23 protein-coding genes are annotated in these 25,548 nt (G+C 70.6%); 15 read left to right on the top strand and 8 right to left on the bottom strand.

The genetic code is table 11. The annotated features are described in order from the left end of the window. Nucleotides 1–101: 101 nt before the first annotated feature. The 8 genes from EPD65_RS02815 (at nucleotide 102) to EPD65_RS02780 (ending at nucleotide 9,647) form a co-directional block, all read left to right on the top strand. Nucleotides 102–1,610: a fatty acid desaturase gene (locus tag EPD65_RS02815; protein WP_131581646.1), complete on the top strand. Its 1,509-nt coding sequence runs from the start codon at nucleotides 102–104 to the stop codon at nucleotides 1,608–1,610. Further along, entirely contained in the window at nucleotides 1,610–1,801 is a 192-nt protein-coding gene (locus EPD65_RS02810; RefSeq protein ID WP_165872858.1) for a ferredoxin, read from the top strand. The genes EPD65_RS02815 and EPD65_RS02810 overlap by 1 nt, the downstream gene beginning before the upstream one ends. A 1-nt stretch (nucleotide 1,802) precedes the next feature. Next, nucleotides 1,803–2,417 carry a TetR/AcrR family transcriptional regulator gene (locus EPD65_RS02805; protein ID WP_243640411.1) on the top strand — a complete coding sequence of 205 codons (615 nt, stop codon included), beginning with the start codon at nucleotides 1,803–1,805 and terminating at the stop codon, nucleotides 2,415–2,417. Between the two features lie 55 nt (nucleotides 2,418–2,472). After that, nucleotides 2,473–3,678 carry a M15 family metallopeptidase gene (locus EPD65_RS02800; protein ID WP_131581644.1) on the top strand — a complete coding sequence of 402 codons (1,206 nt, stop codon included), beginning with the start codon at nucleotides 2,473–2,475 and terminating at the stop codon, nucleotides 3,676–3,678. 40 nt (nucleotides 3,679–3,718) lie between these two features. Beyond that, complete coding sequence (locus tag EPD65_RS02795; RefSeq protein ID WP_131581643.1) at nucleotides 3,719–4,675, top strand: NADPH:quinone oxidoreductase family protein; 957 nt, start codon at nucleotides 3,719–3,721, stop codon at nucleotides 4,673–4,675. Between the two features lie 31 nt (nucleotides 4,676–4,706). Next, nucleotides 4,707–6,644, top strand: coding sequence for a M13 family metallopeptidase (locus EPD65_RS02790; protein WP_131581642.1), 1,938 nt, complete (start codon nucleotides 4,707–4,709; stop codon nucleotides 6,642–6,644). A 58-nt stretch (nucleotides 6,645–6,702) separates the two neighbouring features. Further along, a complete protein-coding gene (locus EPD65_RS02785) occupies nucleotides 6,703–8,841 on the top strand; it encodes a RecQ family ATP-dependent DNA helicase (protein ID WP_131581641.1) in 2,139 nt (712 codons plus the stop codon). A gap of 104 nt (nucleotides 8,842–8,945) precedes the next feature. After that, a complete protein-coding gene (locus EPD65_RS02780) occupies nucleotides 8,946–9,647 on the top strand; it encodes a hypothetical protein (RefSeq protein WP_131581640.1) in 702 nt (233 codons plus the stop codon). A 64-nt stretch (nucleotides 9,648–9,711) separates the two neighbouring features. Here the strand turns inward: EPD65_RS02780 and EPD65_RS02775 are convergent, their stop codons facing one another. From EPD65_RS02775 to EPD65_RS02765, 3 genes are all read right to left on the bottom strand, one after another. Further along, a complete protein-coding gene (locus EPD65_RS02775; RefSeq protein WP_131581639.1) occupies nucleotides 9,712–11,295 on the bottom strand; it encodes a DHA2 family efflux MFS transporter permease subunit in 1,584 nt (527 codons plus the stop codon). A 95-nt stretch (nucleotides 11,296–11,390) separates the two neighbouring features. Beyond that, on the bottom strand, nucleotides 11,391–11,876 hold the full coding sequence (locus EPD65_RS02770; RefSeq protein ID WP_131581638.1) for a DUF6328 family protein: 486 nt from the start codon (nucleotides 11,874–11,876) through the stop codon (nucleotides 11,391–11,393). Between the two features lie 69 nt (nucleotides 11,877–11,945). Next, nucleotides 11,946–12,431: a glutathione peroxidase gene (locus tag EPD65_RS02765; RefSeq protein WP_131581637.1), complete on the bottom strand. Its 486-nt coding sequence runs from the start codon at nucleotides 12,429–12,431 to the stop codon at nucleotides 11,946–11,948. An 82-nt stretch (nucleotides 12,432–12,513) separates the two neighbouring features. Between EPD65_RS02765 and EPD65_RS02760 the strand changes: the two genes are divergently transcribed. Then, nucleotides 12,514–15,288 (top strand): DEAD/DEAH box helicase, encoded by a 2,775-nt coding sequence (locus tag EPD65_RS02760; protein WP_131581636.1) that lies wholly within the window; start codon nucleotides 12,514–12,516, stop codon nucleotides 15,286–15,288. A 10-nt stretch (nucleotides 15,289–15,298) separates the two neighbouring features. Further along, a complete protein-coding gene (locus tag EPD65_RS02755; protein WP_131581635.1) occupies nucleotides 15,299–15,985 on the top strand; it encodes an SWIM zinc finger family protein in 687 nt (228 codons plus the stop codon). 138 nt (nucleotides 15,986–16,123) lie between these two features. On the opposite strand, the gene EPD65_RS02750 is transcribed toward EPD65_RS02755, so the two are convergent. Next, nucleotides 16,124–16,714 carry a class I SAM-dependent methyltransferase gene (locus EPD65_RS02750; RefSeq protein WP_131581634.1) on the bottom strand — a complete coding sequence of 197 codons (591 nt, stop codon included), beginning with the start codon at nucleotides 16,712–16,714 and terminating at the stop codon, nucleotides 16,124–16,126. A gap of 17 nt (nucleotides 16,715–16,731) precedes the next feature. Further along, on the bottom strand, nucleotides 16,732–17,286 hold the full coding sequence (locus EPD65_RS02745; protein WP_131581633.1) for a TetR/AcrR family transcriptional regulator: 555 nt from the start codon (nucleotides 17,284–17,286) through the stop codon (nucleotides 16,732–16,734). A 48-nt stretch (nucleotides 17,287–17,334) separates the two neighbouring features. On the opposite strand from EPD65_RS02745, the gene EPD65_RS02740 reads away from it, so the two are divergent. From EPD65_RS02740 to EPD65_RS02725, 4 genes are read left to right on the top strand one after another with little or no spacing between them, the layout of a single operon-like run. After that, nucleotides 17,335–18,915, top strand: coding sequence for a carboxyl transferase domain-containing protein (locus EPD65_RS02740; RefSeq protein ID WP_131581632.1), 1,581 nt, complete (start codon nucleotides 17,335–17,337; stop codon nucleotides 18,913–18,915). An 11-nt stretch (nucleotides 18,916–18,926) separates the two neighbouring features. Next, nucleotides 18,927–20,807, top strand: a complete 1,881-nt coding sequence (locus EPD65_RS02735; RefSeq protein ID WP_131581631.1) for an acetyl/propionyl/methylcrotonyl-CoA carboxylase subunit alpha — start codon at nucleotides 18,927–18,929, stop codon at nucleotides 20,805–20,807. Between the two features lie 19 nt (nucleotides 20,808–20,826). Then, nucleotides 20,827–21,804, top strand: a complete 978-nt coding sequence (locus EPD65_RS02730) for a hypothetical protein (protein ID WP_131581630.1) — start codon at nucleotides 20,827–20,829, stop codon at nucleotides 21,802–21,804. Then, a complete protein-coding gene (locus EPD65_RS02725) occupies nucleotides 21,801–23,003 on the top strand; it encodes a hypothetical protein (RefSeq protein ID WP_243640409.1) in 1,203 nt (400 codons plus the stop codon). Before EPD65_RS02730 ends, EPD65_RS02725 begins: the two co-directional genes overlap by 4 nt. 10 nt (nucleotides 23,004–23,013) lie before the next feature. Here EPD65_RS02725 and EPD65_RS02720 read toward each other — a convergent pair whose 3' ends face one another. Further along, on the bottom strand, nucleotides 23,014–23,700 hold the full coding sequence (locus EPD65_RS02720; protein WP_131581629.1) for an EcsC family protein: 687 nt from the start codon (nucleotides 23,698–23,700) through the stop codon (nucleotides 23,014–23,016). A gap of 43 nt (nucleotides 23,701–23,743) precedes the next feature. Between EPD65_RS02720 and aat the strand changes: the two genes are divergently transcribed. Further along, nucleotides 23,744–24,451 (top strand): leucyl/phenylalanyl-tRNA--protein transferase, encoded by a 708-nt coding sequence (gene aat, locus EPD65_RS02715; protein ID WP_243640408.1) that lies wholly within the window; start codon nucleotides 23,744–23,746, stop codon nucleotides 24,449–24,451. A 25-nt stretch (nucleotides 24,452–24,476) separates the two neighbouring features. Here the strand turns inward: aat and EPD65_RS02710 are convergent, their stop codons facing one another. Then, a complete protein-coding gene (locus EPD65_RS02710) occupies nucleotides 24,477–25,127 on the bottom strand; it encodes a hypothetical protein (protein ID WP_131581627.1) in 651 nt (216 codons plus the stop codon). Between the two features lie 85 nt (nucleotides 25,128–25,212). Continuing rightward, entirely contained in the window at nucleotides 25,213–25,542 is a 330-nt protein-coding gene (locus EPD65_RS02705; RefSeq protein WP_243640407.1) for a rhodanese-like domain-containing protein, read from the bottom strand. Nucleotides 25,543–25,548 lie beyond the last annotated feature (6 nt).

The following is a 25,548-nucleotide window of genomic DNA, read 5'->3' as shown; positions in this document are numbered from 1 at the left end:
GACGCCATGTCATTGACACTTTCGGTTTACAGATGCGACCTTGGTGTCAAGACTTTACAAGGTAGAAACGTTTGTAAAGAAGGACACGAGGAGGCACCACCATGGCGGCAGTCGCCGGCACCGTTCCCGAAGGAACGACCGAGATCTGGAAGGACAAGAAGCGCTACCTGTGGCTGTGGGGCCTTATGGTTCCCGGCTTCGGCATCGTCTTCGCTGTCGCCTGGGTGGCGAGTGGCGGCTGGTGGGGCTTCACGCTCGTCGGCCCGCTCCTGATCAACCTGATCATCCCGGCGCTCGACCTGATGTTCGGTCTCGACGGCAGCAACCCGCCGGACGAGCTGATCGAGGAGCTCGAGAACGACAAGTACTACCGCTATGTCGTCATGGCGTTCGTCCCGCTGATGTTCGTGATCCTCTTCGGTGGCTACCAGATCATCAGCGGCGGCAACCCGGTCGAGACCGTGGTCAGCGCCCTCGGTCTCGGTGACTGGGGCCGCGAGCACCTGAGCGCCAACCTGATGGCGACCTCGATCCCGATCACCTGGTGGATGCAGGCCCTGTGGGCGCTCTCCATCGCGGGCGTCGTCGGCGTCGGGATCAACACCGCGCACGAGCTGGGCCACAAGAAGGAGTCGGTCGAGCGCTGGCTCGCCAAGATCACGCTGGCCCCGACGTTCTACGGCCACTTCTACATCGAGCACAACCGCGGCCACCACGTCCGCGTCGCCACCCCGGAGGACCCGGCCTCCTCGCGGATGGGCGAGAACCTCTACCAGTTCCTGCCGCGCACCGTCTTCGGCTCGCTGAAGAGCTCGTGGGAGGTCGAGGCCAAGCGCTACAAGCGCAAGGGCACGCACCCGTTCCACCTCGGCAACGACGTCCTCAACGCTTGGGCCATGTCGGTGGTCCTGTACGGCGCGATCATCGCGCTCTTCGGCTGGAAGGTGGCGCCGTTCATCCCGATCACGGTGGTCTTCGGCTTCGCGCTGCTCGAGGTCGTCAACTACCTCGAGCACTACGGCCTCAAGCGCCAGAAGGTCGGCCCCGAGGGCAAGCAGCGCTACGAGCGCGTGCTCCCGGAGCACAGCTGGAACAGCAACAACATCGTCACCAACATCTTCCTGTATCACCTGCAGCGTCACTCGGACCACCACGCGAACCCGACGCGTCGCTACCAGGCCCTGCGTGACTTCAAGGAGTCGCCGGCCCTGCCGACCGGCTACGCCGGCATGATCAACCTGGCCCTCGTCCCGCCCCTGTGGCGCAAGGTGATGGACCACCGCGTGCTCGAGCACCTCGACGGCGACATCACGCTGGCCAACATCAAGCCGGGCAAGGAGGCGAAGTACTTCGCCATGTTCCCGCCGCCGGCGGTGCACAACCTGCACGAGGACACCTTCGCGCAGGACCAGTCGGGCGAGGTCCTCGCGGCGAAGTGCCCCGGCTGCTCCTACACGTACGTCGTCGAGGTCGGTGACGAGCACCAGGGCTTCGCGGCCGGTACGGCCTGGGCCGAGATTCCGTCGGACTGGTTCTGCCCGGACTGCGGCGTCCGTGAAAAGATCGACTTCGTCCCCGTCGACCCCGAGACCCTGAAGGCGCTGAACTGATGAAGATCGTCGTCGACCGTGACAAGTGCGAGGGGCTCGGCATGTGCGAGTCCATGGCGCACGACTACTTCGAGGTGGATGACGACGACCAGGTCATCATCCACAACGAGAACCCGCCGGAGGAGGACCGCAAGATGGTCCTCGCCGCCGTGAACTCCTGCCCGGTCCTCGCGCTCTCGCTCGAAGGCTGACGTGAGCATCGATCTCGGGATGGCGAACGTCGACGGGGCAGTCACCCTGCGTGACCGCCTCGTCGACGCCGCGACCGTGGTGACCACGACCGAAGGCTGGTCGTCGGTCACCATGGCGCGGCTCGCCGAGGCCGTCGGCGTCAGCCGCCAGACGGTCTACAACGAGATCGGCACCAAGCCCGCGCTCGCGGAGGCGATGATCCTCCGCGAGCTCGCGCGTTTCCTGGAGGCCGCCGACCGGGCCTTCGTCGCCCACCCCGACGACTTCTTCGCGGCACTGGGCGAGACGGTGGAGGGAGTGCTCGCCTTCGCCGAGGGCAACGAGCTGCTCAAGGCGATCGTCTCCGCGACGCACGGCGCCGACACGGAGCTGCTGCCCCTGCTGACGACCCACTCGGCGACCTTGCTGGAGACCGCCAGGATCGTCATCGGCGAGCACATCGCGGCGTACGACCTGCCGGTCGAGGACCAGCGGATGGCCGGGCTCACCGAGACGATCATCCGCGTCGTCCTCAGCCACGTGATGCAGCCGAGCTCGCCTCCCGAAGACGTCGCGGAGACCCTCGTCTGGATGGCGCGCCGGATTATCGAACCCGGAGCCCCCGGCGCGCGTTAGTCTCGATCCGGGAGAGTTTCCGGGCAGGTCCCGGATGGAGTGGGGAGATCGGGTCATGGCACGGACGGGTCGTCGCGCGCGGGTCGGAGCGGCGGTCGCGCTGTCGTTGTCGCTGGCGCTCGCCGGCTGCGGTGGTGGCACCTCCAAGGCGGCGAAGCCGACGGCCACGCCGAAGCCCCAGGTCTCCGTGCCGGTGGTCAGCAAGGACCACTCGATGCCGCAGCCGCCCAGGCTCGTCGGCGGCAACGCGCAAGCCGACATCCTGATCTACGCCTCGAAGGCGCTCTCGCCCGACATGGTGAAGAAGATCCAGGCGATCCGGGCCGGCAAGCAGAAGGTGGTCACGGCGACCGAGCTCTTCTCGCTCGCCTCACCGTCGATCCAGGGCCAGACGTACAACGTCGCGGCGGTCGACCCGGCGACGTACCGACGCTTCTCCCCGGCCGGTCAGCAGGCCGAGATCTGGTCGCGCCTCGCCGCGGGCGAGATGGTGGTGGCCTCGAAGGCGGCGGCCGAGCAGGTGCAGTCGGAGCCGAACTTCATCTCGATCGGCACCGGCGACGACGCCCGCAGCGTGCACATCGGTGCCTACGCGCCCGAGCCGCCGCTGATCCAGCTGGTCGTCAACGCCAAGTGGGGCGAGGACCTCTTTGACGTCCACGACAACGCGCTGCTGATCTCGACCGGCACCCACACGCCGCAGTCGATCCGGAAGCAGGTCGAGGCGATCGTCAAGGGCACGGGTGCCTCGATCCAGCTCATCGACAAGGCCACGCGACTCGGCCTTGACCCGGACGCCGTGCAGACGGCCGTCGCCACCGGTGGCTCGATCGGTGCCGAGATCGGCACGTACCACTACCGCGTCGCGGGCACCCAGGTCATCCCCGACTCGTCGTGGGTCGCCACGCACATCCGCACCGAGGTGATGCCGATCGTCGGCACCGTCAGCTGCGACAAGGTGATGCTGCTCCAGCTGCGCGCGGCGCTCAACGCACTGATCCAGCGTGGCCTGGACAAGTACATCCACACCACGGCCGGCTGCTTCAACGCCCGCTTCATCGCCGGCACCACGAGCCTGTCCAACCATGCCTTCGGCATGGCGATCGACTTCGACGCCCCGCAGAACGCGCGCGGCACCGCGGGCCAGATCCCGCCGGCTGTCGTCCAGGTCTTCAAGGACTGGGGCTTCGCGTGGGGTGGCGACTGGCACTACACCGACCCGATGCACTTCGAGCTCGTGCGCATCATGAAGGTCGTCTGACCCCTGCTGCTGCAGGGCGGGCTGCGCTAGGTTCGCCGGCATGCGCGCCGTACAGGTCACGTCCCTTGCTGGTCCTGCTGCCGTCGAGGTGGTCGACGTACCGGAGCCGACGCCGTGGCCCGGGCAGGTCGTCATCGAGGTGGCGGCCGTCGGTGTCTCCTTCCCCGACGTCCTGCTGAGCAAGGGGGAGTACCAGCTCAAGCCGGAGCTGCCGTTCACCCTCGGCGTCGACTTCGCGGGCACGATCGTCGAGGGTGCCGGGGACCTCCAGGCGGGCCAGCGCGTCGTTGCCTGCCTCCCGTACGGCGGGGCCGCCGAGCGGGTCGCGCACTCGCCTGACTTCGTGTTCGCGCTGCCGGACTCGCTCTCGTTCGAGAAGGCGGCGGCAATCCCGATGAACTACATGACCGCGCACTTCGTGCTGGTCGAGCGCGGCGACCTCGAGGCCGGCGAGACGGTGCTCGTGCACGGTGCCGCCGGTGGCGTCGGCACCGCGACGATCCAGGTGGCTCGTGGTCTGGGGGCTCGCGTGATCGCCGTCGTGTCGACGTCAGCGAAGGGTGAGGTAGCGAAGGCGGCCGGTGCGCACGAGGTCGTGCTGCTCGACGGCTTCCGCGACGCGGTCACCGCGCTCGGTGGAGCCGACATCGTGGTCGATGTGGTGGGAGGCGACGCCTTCACCGACTCGATGCGCTGCCTGCGGCCGCAGGGTCGGCTGATGGTCGTCGGCTTCGCGGCCGGCCAGGGCATCCCCGAGGTCAAGGTCAACCGGTTGCTGCTCAACAACATCGACGTCCGCGGGGCTGCCTGGGGCGCGCACGCGATGGTGACGCCGGGCTACATGCAGTCGCAGTGGGCCGCGTTGCTGCCGCTCATCGAGGACGGCACGATCGACCCGCCGATCGGCCAGACGTACGCCTTCGAGGAGTTCGGCCGGGCGCTCGCGGACATCGACGAGCGGCGCGCGGTCGGCAAGTCGGTCGTTCGGCTGACATGAGCGTTGGGGCGGGTGGCCTAGGGTCGGACGCGTGAGCATTCTCGACGACGCGCGCCCCGGCTTCGACCACACCATCCGTCCGCAGGACGACCTCTTCGGACACGTCAACGGCCAGTGGCTCGCGACCGAGGAGATCCCGTCGGACCGGTCCAGCTGGGGTCCGTTCGTGACGCTGGCCGACCAGGCCGAGGAGCACGTCAAGGCGATCATCGAGGAGCTGGCTGCGGCCACTCCGGACGCGGCCACCGAGCCGGGCAAGATCGCGGCGCTCTACGCGTCGTTCATGGACGAGGCCGCGGTCGAGGCGCGGGGCATCGCGCCGATCCAGCCGCTGCTCGACGCGGTCGCCTCGATCCAGGACACGCGCGACCTGGCGGCGCTGCTCGGTGAGCTCGAGCGGGTCGGCGGCGCGGGCCTCTTCGGCTCCTACATCGACACCGACTCCAAGAACTCCGACCGCTACCTCTTCCACATCACGCAGGGCGGCCTCGGCCTGCCGGACGAGAGCTACTACCGCGACGAGAAGTTCGCCGAGATCCGCACGGCGTACGTCGCGTACCTGGCGAAGATCCTCGGGCTCGCGTCGGTGCCGGATGCCGAGGCTGCCGCCGAGCGGATCATGGCGATCGACACCCGCCTCGCCGCCGGTCACTGGGAGCGTGCCGAGACCCGCGATGTCCAGAAGACCTACAACCTGCGCACGCGCGCGGAGCTGCTCGAGCTCGCTCCCGGCTTCGACTGGACCGTCTACCTGACCAACCTCGGCGCCAAGCCCGCGACGCTCGACGAGGTCATCGTCCGTCAGCCGAGCTTCCTGTCGCACCTGTCAGACGTGCTCGGCGAGGTGCCCGTGGAGCAGTGGCGCGAATGGCTCGTCTCGCGGGTGCTGCGGTCCGCCGCGCCGTACCTGCCGACGGCGTTCGTCGAGGCGAACTTCGACTTCTACGGCCGCACCCTCTCCGGTACGCCGGAGCTGCGGGCCCGCTGGAAGCGCGGCGTCTCGCTGGTCGAGGGCGCGCTCGGCGAGGCCGTCGGGCGCGAGTACGTCGCCCGGCACTTCCCGCCGGTCGCGAAGCAGAAGATGGACGAGCTGGTGGCGAACCTTCTGGCGGCGTACCGGAGCAGCATCGAGAAGCTCGACTGGATGACCGCCGAGACGAAGGAGCGGGCGTACGAGAAGCTCGCGACGTTCCGGCCGAAGATCGGCTACCCGACGACGTTCCGCGACTACTCGGGGCTGAGCATCGGCACCGACCTGGTCGCCAACGTGCAGGCCGCGGCGGCGTTCGAGAGCGACCGGCAGCTCGCGAAGATCGGCTCGCCCGTCGACCGCGACGAGTGGTTCATGCTGCCGCAGACGGTCAACGCCTACTACAACCCGGGCACCAACGAGATCTGCTTCCCCGCCGGCATCCTGCAGAAGCCGTTCTTCTCGCCCGACGCGGATCCGGCGGAGAACTACGGCGGCATCGGCGCCGTCATCGGCCACGAGATCGGCCACGGCTTCGACGACCAGGGCGCGCAGTACGACGGCGCGGGCAACCTCAACGACTGGTGGACCGCCGACGACAAGGCGGCCTTCCAGGTGAAGTCCGCGGCCCTCATCGCGCAGTACGACGCCTTCTCGCCCCGCAACCTGCCGGGCGAGCACGTCAACGGTTCGCTGACGGTCGGCGAGAACATCGGCGACCTCGGTGGTCTGACGATCGGCCACACGGCGTACGCGATCTTCCTGGGGCGTACGCCGACGGCGGAGGAGTCGCAGACGCTCTTCAGCAACTGGGCCTACTGCTGGCGGACCAAGCGCCGCATCGAGCAGGAGCGGCAGTACCTCACCATCGACCCGCACAGCCCGCCGGAGTTCCGCGCCAACATCGTGCGCAACCTCGACGAGTTCCACGAGGCGTTCGGTACGCAGCAGGGTGACGGGCTGTGGCTCGACCCCGCGGACCGCGTCCGCATCTGGTGATCCACAGGCAGGTACGCCGGATGCCGGCCGTGTCAGAGGCCGCTGGTAGACAGTCCGCATGACCTCACCCTCCGCTGACACCGCCGCGCCGACCGTCGACCGGGCGTCGGTGCGCGCGGAGGCGGAGGCGAGCCTGCGCGCGCTCGTCGGGCGCGACGACGCTGCGCTCCGCGACGACCAGTGGACCGCGATCGAGGCGCTCGCCGTCGACCGGCGCCGTGCGCTCGTCGTGCAGCGCACCGGGTGGGGCAAGTCCGCGGTCTACTTCGTGGCGACCGCCCTGCTCCGGGCCCGAGGAGCCGGGCCGACGGTGATCGTGTCGCCGCTGCTCGCGCTGATGCGCAACCAGATCCAGGCTGCGGAGCGCGCCGGCATCCACGCAGTGACGATCAACTCCACCAACCCGGAGGACTGGACGCGGATCGAGGCGGCCATCGCCGCCGGTGAGGTCGACGTGCTCCTGGTCAGCCCGGAGCGGCTCAACAACCCCGGCTTCCGCGACGAGGTGCTGCCGCGGCTCGCTGCCACGACCGGTCTCCTGGTCGTCGACGAGGCACACTGCATCTCCGACTGGGGCCACGACTTCCGGCCCGACTACCGCCGGATCCGGACGATGCTGGCGGACCTGCGCCCCGGCATCCCCGTGCTGGCGACAACCGCGACGGCCAACGCACGTGTCACGCGTGACGTGGCCGAGCAGCTCGCCCCGCCGGAGGCGTCCGACGAGCTCAGCGGCGTCCTCGTCCAGCGCGGCTCCCTCGACCGCGAGTCGCTGCGGCTCGGCGTCGTCCGGCTGCCCACCCCCGACATGCGGCTGGCGTGGCTGGCCGACAACCTCGGCTCGCTCCCGGGGTCCGGCATCGTCTACTGCCTGACAGTGGCCGCGACGCAGGAGGTCGCGGCGTACCTCCGGGAGCGCGGGCACGTCGTCGCGGCGTACTCCGGACAGACCGAGACCAGCGAGCGCGAGGCCCTCGAAGGAGACCTCGCGGCGGGTCGGGTCAAGGCGCTGATCGCCACGTCCGCGCTGGGTATGGGCTTCGACGCGACACTCGGCTTCGTCATCAACCTCGGGGCACCGGCGTCGCCGGTCAGCTACTACCAGCAGGTCGGTCGTGCCGGCCGCGGCACCGACGACGCGGTGGTGGTGCTGCTCCCGGGCATCGAGGACCGTGACATCTGGGCGTACTTCGCCTCCCTCGCCTTCCCGCGCGAGGAGCTCGTGCGCCAGACCCTCTCCGTGCTCGCCGACGCCGGCCGACCGCTGTCGACCGCAGTCCTCGAGACGTACGTCGACCTCAACCGCACCCGCCTGGAGACCATGCTCAAGGTGCTCGACGTCGACGGCGCGGTGCAGCGGGTCAGCGGCGGGTGGACGGCGACGGGGCAGGAGTGGTCCTACGACCGCGAGCGCTATGCCCGCGTCGCCGAGGCGCGCCAGCGCGAGCAGCAGGCGATGCTCGACTACCTGACCTGGGATGGCTGCCGCATGGCTTACCTGCGTGGGCAGCTCGATGACGAAGCGCCCGAGCGGTGCGGCCGGTGCGACAACTGCGGCGGCCTGTCCACCCCGGCCGAGGTCTCCGAGGCCGCGGCTGCCGATGCCCGCGCAGCCCTTGGCCGACCCGGTGTCGCGCTCGCGCCGCGCAAGATGTGGCCGACCGCGCTCGCCAACCTGGGCATCGACCTCAAGGGCAAGATCTCCGACGGTGCAGCGGAGGGCCGGTCCATCGCGCGACTGACCGACCTCGGCCATGGGCAGGCGTTGCGCGAGCTCTTCCGCGACACGACGCCCGACGGGCCCGTGCCGCTGCCGCTCATCCAGGCAATGGTCACCGTCCTGCAGGACTGGCGGCCACGCGTCGACGCGATCGTCTTCGTCGAGTCCGCTCGCCGACCCGCCCTCGTGCGCGACCTCGCCGACGGGCTCTCGCGCTACCTGCAGGTGCCGATCGTCGGCCGTTGGTCGATCGTCGACCCGTCCGTCGACCCCGGACGTGGTGCGGCCAACTCGGCGCAGCGGGTCGCGGCGGTGCTGCGACGTTCGGCTCTCGAGGGGCAGGTCCCGGCGGGGGCTTCCGTGCTCCTCGTCGATGACCGCACGGTCACCGGCTGGTCGCTGACCGTTGCGGCGCGGGCGATCCGGGCGGCGGGTGCGGAGCATGTCGTGCCGCTCGTGCTCGCCGCCGACAGCTGAGTCCGCGCGGATCCGGCGGCGACCGGACGCAACCGGAACGACTCCTCGCGCGTCGGAGGGATGTGGGCCAACGGCGGTCCACCCTTCACCACTCGGGAGTCATGATGAAGAAGCACCTCCTGTCGGCCGGCATCGCCTGCGCCGGCCTTCCTCTGGTCGTCCTCGCCGCCACCCCGGCCGATGCCGCCATCCGCTGGAGTTCCCGCAGTTCGGAGCAGACAGCCGAAGCGACGTTCCAGATCGTCGGTGCGCTCGACGGTGCGCCCGGCAACGTCCACCGCGGCAGTGTGTACGCGTCCAGCCCCGGATCGGTCTCCGGCTACTCGGAGGACTGGACCTGCCCGGAGGGGGAGCTCCCGCCGTACTGGGGCGACGAGCCGATCCCCGTCGAGGGTGGCGGAGGCATCGGTACGCCGGGGGAGCCCGTGCCGCCGGAGCCGATGCCCGAGACCAACTGCGTCTTCGAGGGCGGTCATGACTTCTGGAGCGACGCAGCGGACGTGACGATCTCCAGGAAGCTGGCGTCGGCCACGGTCCGGGGCACGGTCGAGGTCTCGAGCTGGAGCGACGGTGCCGAGGAGCCGACCACCTCGACGGCGGTGGTCGACCTGACCTTCACCGGCGAGGGCGCGACCTCGACCACCACGGAGTACTCGCGGGGCAAGGGCTACGTCTACAAGTACGAGACGACCGAGCGGGCGGCGACCGTCTCCGGGGAGTCGGCGGGTATCGCGCTCGATGGCGTCACCGACTCCTCGGCGACGTTGCGCACCACGAAGTCGTACGAGCGCTACGTCTCGAAGTGAGCGTCTGACTCCTGAAAACAGCGGAGGCCCCCGGGATCACCGGGGGCCTCCGTCGTGCTGTGGATCAGTGCATCATCGCCGCGGGATCGACCGGGGCGACCTTGTGGCGCGGCAGGAACAGCGCCGGGATGAAGCAGAGGCCGACCAGGATCGTGCCGACCACGTAGACCACGCCGAAGGCGTTGCCCATGTCCTCAAGGCCCTTCAGGACCAGGTGACGGAACTGCTCCAGCGGAACACCGAACTTTGCGGCCGCCTGATCCAGGCCGAGGGCGTTAGCCGCACCAGCTGCGCTGATCGCGGTCTGGTCTCCCTTGGCGAACTCGTTGGTCAGGATCACCGCGAAGATCGCGGTGCCGATCGACGCGGCCACCTGCTGGGTCACGTTGAGCAGCGTCGAGCCCCGCGCGATGTGCTCGTGGCTCAGCGTGGCGAGGGCCGCGCTGAACATCGGCATCATCGTGCAGCCCATGCCCAGGCCCATCACGAAGAGGCCCGCGAGGATGCGGAGCGTCGACGGGTCGTGGCCGATGTTGATGAAGAACGCCATGCCGATCGTGTCGAGCACGATGCCGGTCATGACGACCTTGCCGGGGCCGATCTTGTCCGAGAGGACACCGGCGACCGGCATCGTCAGCACCGCGCCAAGGCCCTGCGGGATCAGCAGCAGGCCCGAGTGGAGCGCGTTCTTGCCGAGCACCTGCTGGAAGTAGAGCGGGAAGAGCAGACCCGCGCCGAAGAAGGCGACCGCGAAGAGCGCCATCGCCACGACCGCGATCGTCATCTGCTTGTCGCGGAACAGGCGCAGGTCGATCAGCGGGTGACGGTTGGCCCGGCTGAGCGCCCACGGGATGAACGCCGCGACGAGGGCCGCACCGATGAGCGTGAAGACAACAACCTGCGTCGTCCAGATCGTGTTGTGCTCCTGCTTGGCACCCGGGATCGAGGAGACGCCGTAGAGCAGCGAGGCCAGGCCGGGCGACAGGAGCAGCATGCCCAGGAAGTCGAAGGACTCCGACGGCTCGACGTCGTCGCGCGGGAGGATGACGAGCGCGTAGAGCAGCGTGAGGATGCCGATCGGCACGTTGACCAGGAAGATCCAGTGCCAGCTGGCCGTGTCGACCAGCCAGCCGCCGAGGATCGGGCCACAGATCGGGCCGAGCATCATCGGGATGCCGAGGATGGCCATGACGCGACCGACGTTCTGCGGGCCGGCCTTGTGGGTCATGATCGTCATGCCGAGCGGCATGAGCATGCCGCCGCCGAGGCCCTGGAGCACGCGGAAGACGACGAGCATCTCGAGGTTCTGCGCGGAGGCGCAGGCCGCCGAGCCCAGGGTGAAGAGCAGCACGGCGAGCATGAAGAGGCGCTTCGTGCCGAAGCGGTCAGCGGCCCAGCCGGTCAGCGGGATCACCGCAGCCAGCGCGAGCGTGTAGCCGGTCATCGTCCAGGCGACCTGCGCCGACGTGGCGTCGAAGGTCTCCTGGAACGTGCGCAGCGCCACCGACACGACGGTGACGTCGAGGATGGACATGATGGCGCCGAGGACGACGACGCCAGCGATGAGGAACGTGCCCTCAGGTAGCGGCTCGGTGGCGGCCTTCGCCGCGGCAGGTGGGTCTTGAGTCAGGTCGGAAGTCACAAACATTGATGCTAGGCACAACCACTGACAACGGCATCAGACTTTGGGCGAAGCCTCGGGTGGCACTGACCACAACGTGTGGCATGGCAACAGAGCCAGGTTCAGTCAGTGCCGGAGCCCTCGAGCCGTGCCAGCCGCAGTGAGTGGAGGGGCAGGATCACCCAGAAGATCGTGACCAGGCCGGCGTACAGGACATCGATGACCACGGTGAGGCGGGATCCGAACAGGTAGTCGGTCACGAGGGTGAGGATGCCGAGGATCGACAGGGCCACCAGCCCGATGGCGGCCAGGATCTGGTGGTTGCCGCGGACGACGACCCGCTCCTTGTCGCGCCGACGGAAGGCCATCCGGTGGTGCACGACCGGAGCCACGACGACGATGGCGGCCACGCCCGTGACCAGCAGCGTCAGGTAGTAGACGACCCGCTGGAAGTCCGTCGCACCAGCGAACCCGGCGCTGAACGCGATCACCAGCAGGAAGCCGACGAGCAGCAGGATCCCGCCCTGGATGACCCGGAGCTCCTGGAGCAGCTCGTTGAGCTCGCGATCGAGGTGGTGCGATGCCGCGGGCGAATCACGGTCCGTCATGGCCGCACGCTAGACCCGCGCGGGCGACGGCGGAAGGTGAACGGCGGGTAAATCCTCAGGAAACGGACGTCAGACGAGTGCGTCGATGACCGCGAGCACCTGCGGGTCGTCCGGGAGGACCTGCGGGCTGAAGCGGGCGATGATCGCGCCGTCGGGGGCAATGACGAACTTCTCGAAGTTCCACCGGATGTCGCCGGCCTCGCCCTTCTCGTTGGGCGTCTTCACGAGCTCGTGGTAGATCGCGTTCCGGTCCTCGCCGTTGACGTCGATCTTCTCGGTGAGGGGGAAGGTCACGCCGTAGGTCATGGAGCAGAACTCCTGGATCTCCTCCGACGTGCCGGGCTCCTGGCCACCGAACTGGTTGCACGGGAAGCCGACGACCGTGAAGCCGCGCGCGGTGTACTCCTCGTGGAGCTTCTCGAGCGTCTCGTACTGCGGCGTCAGGCCGCACTTGGAGGCGACGTTGACCAGCAGAGCCGCCCGGCCGGCGGTGATGTCGCCGAGGGTGGAGGCGGTGCCGTCGAGGAGGGCGATCTTCGTGTCCAGGATGCTCACGGGATCGAGGGTACGGGGTCGTCCGCAGGCCGCCGTCGGCGCCGTCGCGGCCGATGTCGGTCCCGCCGCCTAGGGTGGCGGCGTGGGTTTCGTTCCGGTCAGCGGTGCTGCGTCGTTCCGGCTGGGAGAGCCGCCGCGCGAGAGCGTCATCGAGTTCACCGACGCGACGTCCGCGCGGACGATCGAGCTGCCCATGCGATCCGCGTTGCCCGTCCTGACCCGGGCCCGGGTCGACGAGAGCGCACACGGCTCGGTCGGCCTGATCGGCGGAGCCGTGGTGCTCGGCATGCGCCTGGTGGCGGACGGTCGGTTCGAGCCGTCGCCGGAAGGTCCGTGGTGGCAGCCGGTGGAGCTGTCCCCCGAGGAGACCGACCGGCTGGTCCGCCTCGCCGCCTCCCGCGCGTACGACGGCATGGATGCGGCCGCCGCCGAGGGACTGGCCCGGCGGGTGATCGCCGCCGTCGTCGACGCGATGCCGCGGAGCGCGCCGTCGGGATCGGCGGCATCGCTCGTGGCCGGTTCGGATGCGGGCGGATCGACCGGACCCGGGCTGCGGCCGGGAGGTGCGCGGCGTTCGACGCGGAAGGGGGACCCGGAGGCGTTCCAGGCACGGCTGGCGGAGCGGGTCGCGCGGATCCGCGCGGACGGCGGCCCCGTGCCCGACGCGCGCCCCAACCTCGTCACCCTGTCGCTGCGCGTCGAGGCCGCGGAGGAGGAGCTCGTCGCGGGCTCGGTGCGGCTGGTCCTCCAGGTCCATGACGAGCGCAACCCGCTGCACCTCTGTGATGCGGCGCTGCTCTGGACCGATCCCGCGGGGAGTGGCTTCGGTCCGCGAGCGGTGGCCCACACGTCGGTGGCGCTGCGTGCCGCGGCCGACGCCTGGCCGGTGCTGCACCGGTTGCAGGAGCTCCGGGTCCCGGACGAGATCACCCTCGACACCGACGAGCTCGTGTCGCTGCTGTCGCACGGCGTCGGTGCGCTGCGCGAGGTCGGCATCGACGTGCTCTGGCCGCGCGCGCTCGGGCGCGACCTCGTCGCGTCGACGGTGCTCGAGCCGCAGCAGCGGGAGCGGCGTTCGGGCGAGGGTGGCGACGGGAGCCAGCGCGAGGAGGCGCTGCAGGACAGCCCCTTCGGCACCGACAAGCTCTTCGCCTTCAACTGGCGGATCTCCCTCGCCGGCGAGCCGCTCACCGACGAGGAGATGGATCAGCTCGCGGGTGCTGCTGCGCCGGTGATCAAGCTGCGCGACCAGTGGCTCGTGGTCGATCCCGAGTTGGCGCGGAAGGCGAAGAAGCGGCTGCTCCGCACGGTCCCGGCACCGGTCGCCGTGGCGGCGGCCCTGTCGGGCGTCGTCCAGGTCGATGACCGGCCCGTCGGGGTCGCGATCGGTGCGACGCTCGAGAAGGTGCGCGCGCAGCTCCTCGCGGCCGCGACCCGCACGCCCGTCGAGGTGCCCGGCGGCCTCGACGCGACGCTCCGGGACTACCAGCGCCACGGCCTGACCTGGCTCGCCGAGCTGACCTCGCTCGGCCTCGGCGCCTGCCTGGCCGACGACATGGGCCTCGGCAAGACCCTGCAGGTGATCGCTCTGCACCTGCACCGCGCTGCGGCCACGCCGACGCTCGTGGTCTGCCCGACGTCCCTCCTGGCCAACTGGGAGGCCGAGATCCGTCGCTTCGCGCCGGGCATCGCCGTACGCCGCTTCCACGGCGGGGCCCGCGACCTGGCCGATGCGCAAGGCTTCGTGCTCACGACGTACGGCACGATGCGCAACGCGGCGGCTGATCTTGCGAAGGTCGACTGGGACCTCGTGGTCGCAGACGAGGCTCAGCACGTCAAGAACCCCGCCACGTCCACGGCACGCGCGCTGCGCACGATCCCGTCGGCGGCCCGGGTCGCGCTGACCGGCACCCCGATCGAGAACGAGCTCACCGAGCTCTGGGCGATCCTCGACTGGGCGACGCCGGGCCTGCTCGGCTCCCGCAATGCGTTCCGCAAGGCGTGGGCCCAGCCGATCGAGTCGGGCGTCGACCCGGAGGTGACGGCGCGCTTCGCGGACCTCGTCGGGCCGTTTGTGTTGCGGCGTCGCAAGTCGGATCCGGGCATCGCCCCTGAGCTGCCGCCCAAGACCGAGACCGACCACCTGGTCGGCCTCACCCGCGAGCAGACGGTGCTCTACGAAGCGCTGGTCCGCGACTCGATGGAGCGGATCGAGCGCGCCGACCCCGACACCCGTCGCGGACTGGTGCTCGCGATGCTGACCGGCCTCAAGCAGATCTGCAACCACCCCGCGCACTACCTGCGGCAGACCAACCCGCGGCTGACCGGACGGTCGGAGAAGTTCGACCTCTTCGACGAGCTCCTCGGCACGATCCTCGCGGAGGACGGTGCGGTGCTCCTTTTCACGCAGTACGTCGCGATGGGCCGGCTCATCGAGGCGCACCTGACCAAGAGCGGGGTCCCGCACCAGTTCCTGCACGGCAGCACGAGCGTCGCGGAGCGGGCGGCGATGGTGCGGCGGTTCCAGGACGGCGAGATGCCGGTCTTCATCCTGTCGCTCAAGGCGGGTGGCACGGGCCTCAACCTGACCCGCGCCGACCACGTCGTCCACGTCGACCGCTGGTGGAACCCCGCCGTCGAGGAGCAGGCCACCGACCGCGCGTACCGGATCGGCCAGACCAGGCCCGTGCAGGTGCACCGGATCGTCGCCGAGGGGACCATCGAGGAGCGCATCGCGGCCCTGCTGGCGGCGAAGCGTTCGCTCGCCGAGTCGGTGCTCAGCGGCGGCGAGGCGGCCCTGACCGAGCTGTCCGACGCCGAGCTGCGCGATCTGGTCGAGCTGAGGCCGCGGTCATGAGGTTTCGCTCGTGAGGCACCCTGCCTTTCCGCCACGCCGCGGCGGCGTGCGGGCGACCACGTGGTGGGGCCGTGTCTGGCTCCGCACGGTCGAGGACACGGCGTACGACGACGCGGACGTCGCGGCTGGCTGGCGCCTCGCGCGGGCTGGTGCAGTGGGTGCGATCGACGTCGACGGTGGCCGGGTGCTCGCTGCGGTGCGGACGGGTGAGTCTGGTCGCGCGCGGTCCGTCGGGGCGCCGATGGTCGATGCGGACGAGCTGGTCGCGTGCTCGGTGCTCGTCCCTGTGCTCGATGCGGCAGATCGCCAGGCCCTGGTCGAGGTCATCGCGGCCTCCTCGGGGCGCGTGGCCTCCCTGCTCGCCGGCGACCTGCCTACCGATCTCGCCGAGCACGCGGAGGAGGCGGGCGTCTCGCTCCTGCCCGACGACCTCGACTGCTCATGTACCTGTGGCGCGTGGGTCCAGCCGTGTGGCCACGCGCTGGCGGTTCTGGCGCAGCTGGCGTGGCTCTTCGACGCGGATCCGTTCGTGCTGCTGGCGCTGCGCGGGATGCCGCGGGACCACCTGCTGGCCGAGGTGGCGGCGGTGGCCGGCGCGGGCTACGGCGAGGAGCCGACCAGCGCGGACGAGGTGGACCTCGATGTCGCCGGCGAGGCAGCCGAGCGGGCTGCGCGGTTGCTCGACAAGCTGGACTGACACGGCTGTGTCGCCACCGGGCTGCATCTGGGGCGATGGTCTCCCCTGTGAGTGCGGCACAGTCGTGTCGCATTCACCGCCAGATCCCTCTCCCGATCAGGCTCTGGTGGCGACACATGCGTGTCGTGGTGTCCGACGTCAGGCGCGGTAGAGGCTGACTGCCCAGTCGGCGTCGTCGGTGAACGGGTCGAGCTGCCAGGTCGCCCAGCGCGCTTCGCGGGTCCAGCCGACCGCTGCGGCATCGATGTCGAGCTGGTCGTGGGTGTAGGCGCGGTCGGTGGCGAAGCCGAAGACGGCACGACCGCCGGGCCGGAGCACGGACGCCAGGGCGGCGAGGACCGCTCGCTCCGTCCCCGGCTCGAGGTAGACCATCACGTTGCCGGCACTCGCCACGATGTCGAACGAGCCGAGGTCGGGCGACACGTCGCGCAGATCGAGCTGCTGGAGCGGGAGGCCGGGATACAGCTCCAGGCCCGCCTCGACCAGCAGCGGGTCGATGTCGACACCGAGGACCGCGTGACCGTGTGCCGCGAGGTACGCCGAGAGCCGTCCCGCGCCGCAGCCGGCGTCGAGGATCCGCGATCCGCGGCCCGCGACCGCGTCGACCATCCGGGCCTCGCCGTCGATGTCGGTGCCGTTGGCCGCGAGGCGGCGGAACCGGTCGGCGTACTCCGTGCGCTGCTCGACCGACCACTCGTCGAACCAGCGGGCGGACGGCGTCTCGGTCATGCCGGAATTCTGGCAGGTCAGGCGACGCCGAGGGCCCGGAGAGCCATGTCGCGCAGTGTCGAACGCATGGCGCTGTCCGGCAGCAGGGCGCTGTGGGGTGTCGAGTTCAGCAACCCGAACGCCGCGTGCACGCGCGCCCGCGCCTCGACCGGCTTGAGCGCGGGCCGCGAGGTCCGCAGCTGCCTGGCCCACAGCTCGACGTACTTCCGTTGCAGCGAACGGACCTGCTCGCGCGCGTCGTCGGGGAGGGAGGACCAGTCGCGGTCCTGCACGACGATCAGCGCCCGGTGACGGAGCGCGAAGTCGACGTGCCAGTCGACGAGGTGGCCGAGCGCTTCCTCGGGGGTCTTCGCGTCGCGGGTGCGCGAGCGGCCACCCCGGAGCAGCTCGTCGCTCGTGCCGACCAGCATCTCGGCCAGCATCGCCTCCTTCGAGGCGAAGTGCTTGTAGAGGGCCGGGCCGCTCATGCCGCAGGCCTTGCCGAGCTCCGCGACGGAGACGCCGTGGTAGCCGCGGCGCGCGAAGAGGGTCGCTGCGATCTGCAGGATCTCGTCGCGTCGGGTGCCGGCCATGGCGACAGGGTAGTGGTCCGCGAGGTTAATGATCGCTAACCTGAGCGAGTGACGACCTCTCCGACCCTGCGCGAGTTGACCGCTGACCTCCGCGCGCGCCTGGCTGCCGTCCGCGCCGGTGGCGCCGGCGGCTCCGAGTCAGCGCGCACCAAGCACACCGAACGCGGCAAGCTGCTGGTCCGCGAGCGGGTCGAGCGGCTGCTCGACCCGGGCAGTCCGTTCCTCGAGTTCAGCCCGCTCGCTGCCGACGGGGTCTACGACTTCGAGGCGGGGAGCGCGGGCATCGTCACGGGCATCGGGCGGGTGTCGGGTCGCCTCTGCGTGATCATCGCGAACGATGCGACGGTCAAGGGCGGCACGTACTACCCGATGACGGTCAAGAAGCACCTGCGCGCGCAGACCATCTCCGCGCAGAACAACCTGCCCGCGATCGCGCTGGTCGACTCGGGCGGTGGCTTCCTGCCGATGCAGGACGAGATCTTCCCGGACCGTGAGCACTTCGGCCGGATCTTCTTCAACCAGGCGAACGCCTCCGCACGCGGCATCCCGCAGATCGCTGCGGTCATGGGTTCGTGCACGGCGGGCGGCGCCTACATCCCGGCGATGTCCGACGAGACCGTCATCGTCCGCAACCAGGGCACGATCTTCCTCGGCGGCCCGCCGCTGGTGAAGGCGGCGACCGGCGAGGTCGTGACGGCCGAGGAGCTCGGTGGCGGCGACGTCCACGCCCGCACTTCTGGCGTCGCGGACCACCTGGCCGAGGACGACGCCCACGCGCTCGACATCCTGCGCGAGATCGTCGCGACGTTCCCCCAGCGGGCTGGCGGCGTGCCGACGCCGTGGGACACCGAGCCCGTCGAGGAGCCGCTGCTCGATCCCGAGACGCTCTACGACGTCGTGCCCACCGACACCCGCCAGCCGTACGACGTGCGCGAGGTGATCCGGCGGATCGTCGACGGCAGCCGCTTCCAGGAGTTCAAGAAGCTCTACGGCGAGACGCTGGTCTGCGGCTTCGCGCACATCCACGGCCATCCGGTCGGGATCGTCGCCAACAACGGCATCCTCTTCTCCGAGTCGAGCCTCAAGGGCGCGCATTTCATCGAGCTCTGCAACCAGCGCAGGATCCCGCTGCTCTTCCTCCAGAACATCACCGGCTTCATGGTCGGCAAGGAGTACGAGAACCGCGGCATCGCGCGTGACGGGGCAAAGCTGGTGACGGCTGTTGCGTGCTCGACCGTCCCGAAGTTCACCGTCGTCATCGGCGGCTCCTTCGGCGCCGGCAACTACGGCATGTGCGGGCGCGCCTACGACCCGCGCTTCCTCTGGATGTGGCCGAACGCGCGCATCTCCGTGATGGGCGGAGAGCAGGCAGCATCTGTCCTGGCCACCGTGAAGCGCGACGGCATCGAGGCGTCCGGACACGAGTGGAGCGCCGACGAGGAGGAGGCGTTCAAGGACCCGATCCGCGCGATGTACGACGAGCAGGGCTCGGCGTACTACTCCACCGCTCGTCTCTGGGACGACGGCGTCATCGACCCTGCGGACACGCGCCGCGTGCTCGGCATCGCGCTGGAGGCGGCCTCGCACGCCCCGGTCGAGGCACCCTCCTACGGCGTCTTCCGAATGTGAGCCCCCTGGACATGGACACCCTCCTCATCGCTAACCGCGGCGAGATCGCCCGCCGCGTCATCCGCACCGCGCGCGCCCGGGGCATCCGGACGATCGCGATCTTCACCGAGGCAGATCGGCACGCCATCCACGTCGACGAGGCGGACCTCGCCGTGCAGGTGTCGGGCTACCTCGACATCGCTTCGATCGTCGCCGCAGCCACTGACAACGCGGAGGGCCTTTCCACAGGCATCCACCCGGGCTACGGCTTCCTCTCGGAGAACGCCGATTTCGCGCGCGCCGTCGGGAGCGCCGGGCTGATCTGGGTCGGCCCGCAGCCGGAGGTCATCGACGCGATGGGTCGCAAGGACAAGGCCCGCGCGATCGCCGAGGCTGCTGGCGTACCGGTGGTGCCGTCGGCGACGGTGACGACCGGCTCGACCAGCGAGATCACCTTCCCAGTCCTCGTGAAGGCGGCGGCGGGCGGCGGCGGCAAGGGCATGCGCGTCGTACGCGACGCCGCCGACCTCCAGGCGGCCCAGGAGGCAGCAGCGCGCGAGGCCGCGAAGGCGTTCGGCGACGACACCCTCCTCATCGAGAAGTACGTCGAGCGTGGCCGCCACATCGAGGTCCAGGTCTTCGGCGACGCCCGCGGCAACGTCGTGCACCTCTTCGAGCGCGACTGCTCCACGCAGCGCCGTCACCAGAAGGTCCTCGAGGAGGCCCCTGCTCCCACGCTCACCGCCGCGCAGCGCGACGACATCACGACCGCCGCCGTCGCGCTCGCACAGCAGGTCGGCTACCGCGGGGCCGGCACCGTCGAGTTCCTGCTCGACGACGCGACCGGCGAGGCGTACTTCCTCGAGATGAACACGCGTCTCCAGGTCGAGCACCCGGTCACCGAGGAGATCATCAGGGTGCGCGGCGAGCGCCTGGACCTCGTCGCGCTGCAGCTCCGCATCGCCGCCGGGGAGCCGCTCGGCTTCACCCAGGACGACGTCACCACGACCGGCCACGCCATCGAGGCCCGCGTGTACGCCGAGGACGCGTGGGGTGGCTTCCTCCCGCAGGCCGGCGTCGCGTCGTTCGTGCGCTGGCCTGGCCAGAACCCGGGTTTCAACGCGTCAGAACCCGGGTCTCGACGCGCCAAAACCCGGGTCTCGGCGGTCAGGGTCGATCACGCGCTGGAGTCCGGACAGGTCGTCGGCACCGGGTTCGACCCGATGCTCGGCAAGGTCATCGCGACCGGCGCCGACCGTGAGGAGGCGCGCCGCAACCTCGTGGCCGCGCTCGACGACACCGTGATCCTCGGGCTGACCACCAACACCGGCTTCCTGCGCCAGCTGGCGGCGAGCGATGCGTTCCGCGACGCGGCCATCGACACCGCCTGGCTCGACCGCACCGAGCTCACCCGCCCCGACGACACGAACGCCCGCCTCGCTGCGGGCTGGGCCGCGCAGCGCGCCGACGCCGCGCAGCAGCCGAGCGCCCTGTGTCCCGACGGCTGGCGCGACGGCGGACCCGCGGCTCCGGTCGTCCGGCACGGCCTCACCGTGCCCACGCGCGACCCGCACCTCCCGGCGTACGTGCGGCTGGGAGTGGACCGTGACGAGGTGGTGGTCGAGGGTGAGCGGTTCGTCCTCGAGCACCCCGGCGCCGACCGCGACCACGCCGTCACGGCAGGCGGCGACGTCCTCGCGCCGATGCCCGGCACCGTGCTCGCGGTCCGTGTCGCACCCGGCGACCAGGTGGCGCAGGGCGACGTCCTCGGTGTCATCGAGGCGATGAAGATGGAGCTGAGCCTGACCGCTCCGTTCGACGGGACCGTGACGGAGGTCGCGGCGACACCCGGCGACCAGGTGGTCCTCGGCGCCCTGCTCTTCGAGGTCGTTGGGGCAGAATCCACGGCATGAGCACGCGGGGAGGACGCCGATGAGCGCCATGCCCGAGCGGCCCACCCCCCAGCAGTACGTCGCCCGGCTGGTCGTCGAGGCCGGCGCCCGGACCGCGGGCCACGACGCACCGGCCGTCGGCGCGCAGGCCGTCGAACGCCTCCTGGCGCTCGTCGAGGCGGCCTCCGTGCCCGGGCGCGGCACGGAGTACAGCGCCCCGCTGCGCCTCGCCTCGGGCCTCCTCGCCGACCTGCTCCTGCAGCGCGATCCGGGGCCGGGCGAGCACCGACCGGTCACCTGGCCGCGGTTCCGCCGCAAGGGCGTCCTGGTCCTCGGGCCACACGGCGCCGTCCGGGCGACCCGGCTCGCCAACGGACTCGTTGGCGAGGAGCCCCCGCGGCCCGACCAGGTGGTCGTGCTCGGGCTGCCGCTCGACGAGGCGCTCGCCGACGTCTGGTCCGGCCACGTCTGGCAGGGCGAGAACCGCACGTGGGGTGGCATGGTCAGCAGCCTCGCTGCGCGCGACCGGATCCCGCCGCGCGCCGATGCAGCGTCCATCGCGGCCCGGTGGTCGCGCATCGTCGGGAAGGATCGCGTCCACCTCGTGACGCGGCCCGGCACCACCCCCGGCATCACGCGGGCGCCGTTCCGGGTCGTGCATCCGCCGGTCACTGCCGCGGCGATCGAGCTGGTCCGGGCGACCAGCTCCACGCTCGGGATCCTCACCGATAGCGCGACCCAGACCCGGGTCCTCGAGGGCGTCCTCCGGCCGCTGCTCGAGGGCGACGCTGGTCCGCGTCCGCGGGTCCAGCCCGAGCTCGTGCCGTGGCTCGAACGGCGCGCTGCGGGTGTGGCCCGCCGCGCGGCCGCCGGTGGCTACGCTCTCCACGGCGATCCCGCCGACCTCGCGCCCGGCGGGACCGGCAGCGTCACCTGGCCCGGCTCCGCCGACGCCCAGGCCGCGACGCTTGCGGTCGCCGTCCGCACCCTGCTTGCCATCTGTGAGGAGACACCGTGACCAAGGGGCCGATCTACCTCCATGTCGGTACGCCGAAGACCGGCACGTCGTACCTCCAGGACGTGCTCTTCGGCAACCGTGACCGGCTCGCCTCGCAGGGCCTGCTCTACCCGGCGGACCGGTTCGACGGTCAGTTCCTCGCGGCGCTCGACCTGATGCGGCTTCCGTGGGGTGGCCTCGAGAAGGAGGCCGTCGGCGCCTGGGACGCGCTCGCGACGCGGGTCCGCGAGTGGGACGGCCCGGTGATCATCAGCCACGAGATCCTGGCGACGGCCAAGCCGGCCGATGTCACCCGGGCGCTGGCCTCGCTGGGCCACCCGGAGCGCGAGGTGCGCGTCCTCGCGTCCGTCCGCGACCTGGTCCGCCAGATCCCGGCGGAGTGGCAGGAGAACGTCAAGCACCGTCGCGGCATCCGCTACGGCAGCTTCCTCGAGCAGATCCAGGACCCCGAGCGCCCCGGCAAGATCGCGCCCTGGTTCTGGGACGCGCAGGACGTGCCGGCGATCCTCGGTCGCTGGGCCGCAGACCTCCCCGCCGACCAGGTCACCCTCATCACCGTGCCCGGGCCGGGCGCTCCGCGCGACCTTCTCTGGCAGCGCTTCGTCGAGGCCTTCGGGCTGGCGGACTACAAGTTCGAGCTCTTCACCGAGCGGGCGAACCCGTCCATGGGCGTCCCGGAGACGGCGCTGCTGCGTCGCCTCAACCGGGCCGCGACCAAGGTCGTGCCGCCGGCGCACTACCGCGTGCTCGTCCGCGAGCTGCTGGCACACCGCACCCTCGCGCTCCGCACGGACTCGCCGCGCCTCGGCGTACCGACGGAAGTGTGGGCGTGGGCCGACGCCCTCGCGCGGGGCTGGATCGCCACGCTCCAGGAGCGCGGCTACGGCGTCGTCGGCGACCTCGCCGACCTGACGCCGGCCCCCGCGAAGACGGAGTACGCCGACCCGGACCGCCCGCGCGAGCGGCAGGTCGCCAACGCGGCCGTCGAGGCCCTGACCGCGGTGCTGGTCGAGGCATCCCGGCTGCGCGAGGTCGAGGCGGACCTGCGTGCCGAGCTGGCCGAGGCGCGCGCTGCGCTGCACAAGGCCGAGCTTCCGTTCAAGGAGCGCAGCAAGGTGCGGGCCTACGAGTTCGCCAGCAAGCGGGCCTGGGGCCGCCGTGCGATCGAGCGCTACAAGCGGTCGCAGGGCCCGGCCTGACCCGACGTCGTCAGCGCTGACGGGCGGTCTTGACGTTCGCTCCGGCGAATTCGCGTGCGGCGAACCGGCCCAGCTGCCAGGTGGCGAATCCGTCGGCGGTCATGCCGACCACGCCGCCGAGGACCGGGATGCGCTTGCCGGCCGTCGTCGCGATCCGCTTGCCGGCCATGCGCGCGAGCAGCTCGCTCGAGATCTCGATGCTGAGCGCGTGCTCGAGGGCCGGCTCCAGGTCGGTGCCGGTGGCGAGGGCGAGGGGTCGCGCGGGCAGCTTGCCCTTCTTGACCGCCTTCTTCACCGACTCCTCGCCGAGCAGGGTGGCGACCACAGCGGCCCGGACCTTGGGGTCGTCCAGGTCATGGCCGTGGACGTGCGCGATGGCCGCGACCATGCGCACCTGCACCAGGGTCAGTCCGGCGAGGTTGGCCGGGATCGCCGCGATCGCGGTCATCAGGCCGCCGATGTTGGTCACGAAGCCCTGGGCACTTGCGTACGCGACGTGGCTGCGGATCACCGCATGTGCCGCCTTCTCCACATCACCGTGGGCGTCGGCCAGCTTCTTCGCGGCCGTGCGGGAGACGGGGCGCAGCGGTCCGACGCCGGCGATCGCCTTCTCCATCGCCTCGCGGACGAAGTTGTGCGTGGCCCGCGGGGCGAGCTTGCGTCCCACCGTGCGGCCAGCCGTGCTTCCGAGTCCCATGGCGGGGATCGTACGTGCTGGCCGGATCTGCCAGCATGCCGGTGTGAACAGCGCTGGGCAGGGGCCGGTCGAGCCACCGCGATCGCCGTGGCACTTCCCGGATCCGGCGCGCGTCGCGGACTGGGCGGACGACGATCTGGTGGCGATCGGCGCTGACCTGGCGCCGGGCACGCTGCTCTCGGCGTACCGCTCGGGGCTCTTCCCGATGCCCCTGGACGACGAGGACCCGATGGGCTGGTTCTCGCCACAGCAGCGGGGCGTTCTGCCGCTCGGCGGGCTGCGGGTCACCGCCTCGTTGCGGAAGTCGTGCAAGCACTTCGAGATCCGCGTCGACACGGCGTTCGAGGAGGTCATGCGCGCGTGCGGGGATCCGGAGCGCGACGGCTTCTGGATCACCGAGGAGTTCATCGCGGCCTACACCGCGCTGCACGAGCTCGGCTGGGCGCACTCGGTCGAGGCCTGGCGCGACGGCCAGCTCGCGGGCGGCCTCTACGGCCTGGCGATCGGCGGCCTGTTCGCGGGGGAGTCGATGTTCCACCGCCAGCGCGACGCGTCGAAGGTGGCCCTCGTGGGGCTCGTCGACCTGCTCACGGCCGGCGGCACGGACCCGTACGCCGACCAGCGGCTGCTCGACGTCCAGTGGCGCACCGACCACCTCGCGACGCTCGGCGTCGTGGAGATCCCGCGCGCGACGTACCTGCGCCGGCTCCGGACGGCCCTGAAAACGCCGCTGCCGGCCGCCCTCGGGTGAGGACGACCGGCAGCGAGGAGTGCTCTCAGTTGCGGAAGAGCTTCGGGCTCATCTTCGTGGTGCTGTAGTAGCCCGACAGTGCGTCGTCGAAGTACGTCGCCTCGGTTACGGTCGAGGTGCCGTCCTCGGCGGTTCCCTCGGTCTCGGAGAACCGCAGGTGCCCCATGCCCGCCTGGATCCAGCGCGGGCTGGACAGGCAGCCGCGCGGGATGCGGACCTCGATCAGGTTGTTGGTGAAGTCGACGGTGCGGCCGAGGCTGCAGCGAACGTCGTTGCCGTCGCTCATCCGGAACAGATCCGCGAACGACACACCCTCTTCGGAGTCGTAACCGACGGCGACGCCACGGTGGAGGTGCTCGTTGGTGCGGATGTCGCCGAGGAAGACGTGGAAGTCGGTGTCCCGGGTCAGCTCGCGGTAACGGACCCGGAGCACGATCTTGCGCGCGTTGTGCTGGATCGACGCGGCAATCACGTCACCCTCGGCGATCGTGCTGTCGCGGGCGTCGGTGCACTCGCCGTCGGCCATCGGGTCGTCAGCCGGGTACGTGCAGGTGTCGGCCCACACGTCGCCGGCCTTGTCGTAGTACGTGAAGGTGTCGGCGAGGGCGGGACCCGCCAGGCCGAGGGTGAGCGCGGCAGTGCCAGCGAGTGCGCCGAGACGAGCGAGGGTGTTCATGGAGCTCCTGTCCGAGGAAAAGTCGCCTCATCCTCGCGGGAGCTTCACCTCCGCGTCCGGGTTTCCGCCGAATTGATTGGTTGATTCACGCAATGAACGGCGCGGCGCCCGTCTCGCTGACCATCGGGCGTCCGGCAGCCTCCCAGTCGAGCATGCCGCCGTCGAGGTTCACGACGTCGAGCCCCTGGCGCTGCAGCCACATCACGGCCTGCGCGGAGCGGCCGCCCACCTTGCAGACGACGAGCGTCTGGCCGTCGGGCAGCTCGGAGAAGCGCGCCGGCAGGATGCCGAGCGGCACGTGCAGCGCGCCCTCGATGTGCCCGTGTGCCCACTCCTCGGGCTCGCGTACGTCGAGCACGTGCAGGCCCTCGGGGAGCGGGTGGGGGACCTGGTCGAGGGAGACGGTGGGGATCATGAGCCC

It is taken from the genome of Nocardioides jejuensis, assembly GCF_004337475.1.
GTDB classification, from domain to species: domain Bacteria; phylum Actinomycetota; class Actinomycetes; order Propionibacteriales; family Nocardioidaceae; genus Nocardioides; species Nocardioides jejuensis.
This window is presented reverse-complemented; position numbering and strand designations above follow the sequence as displayed.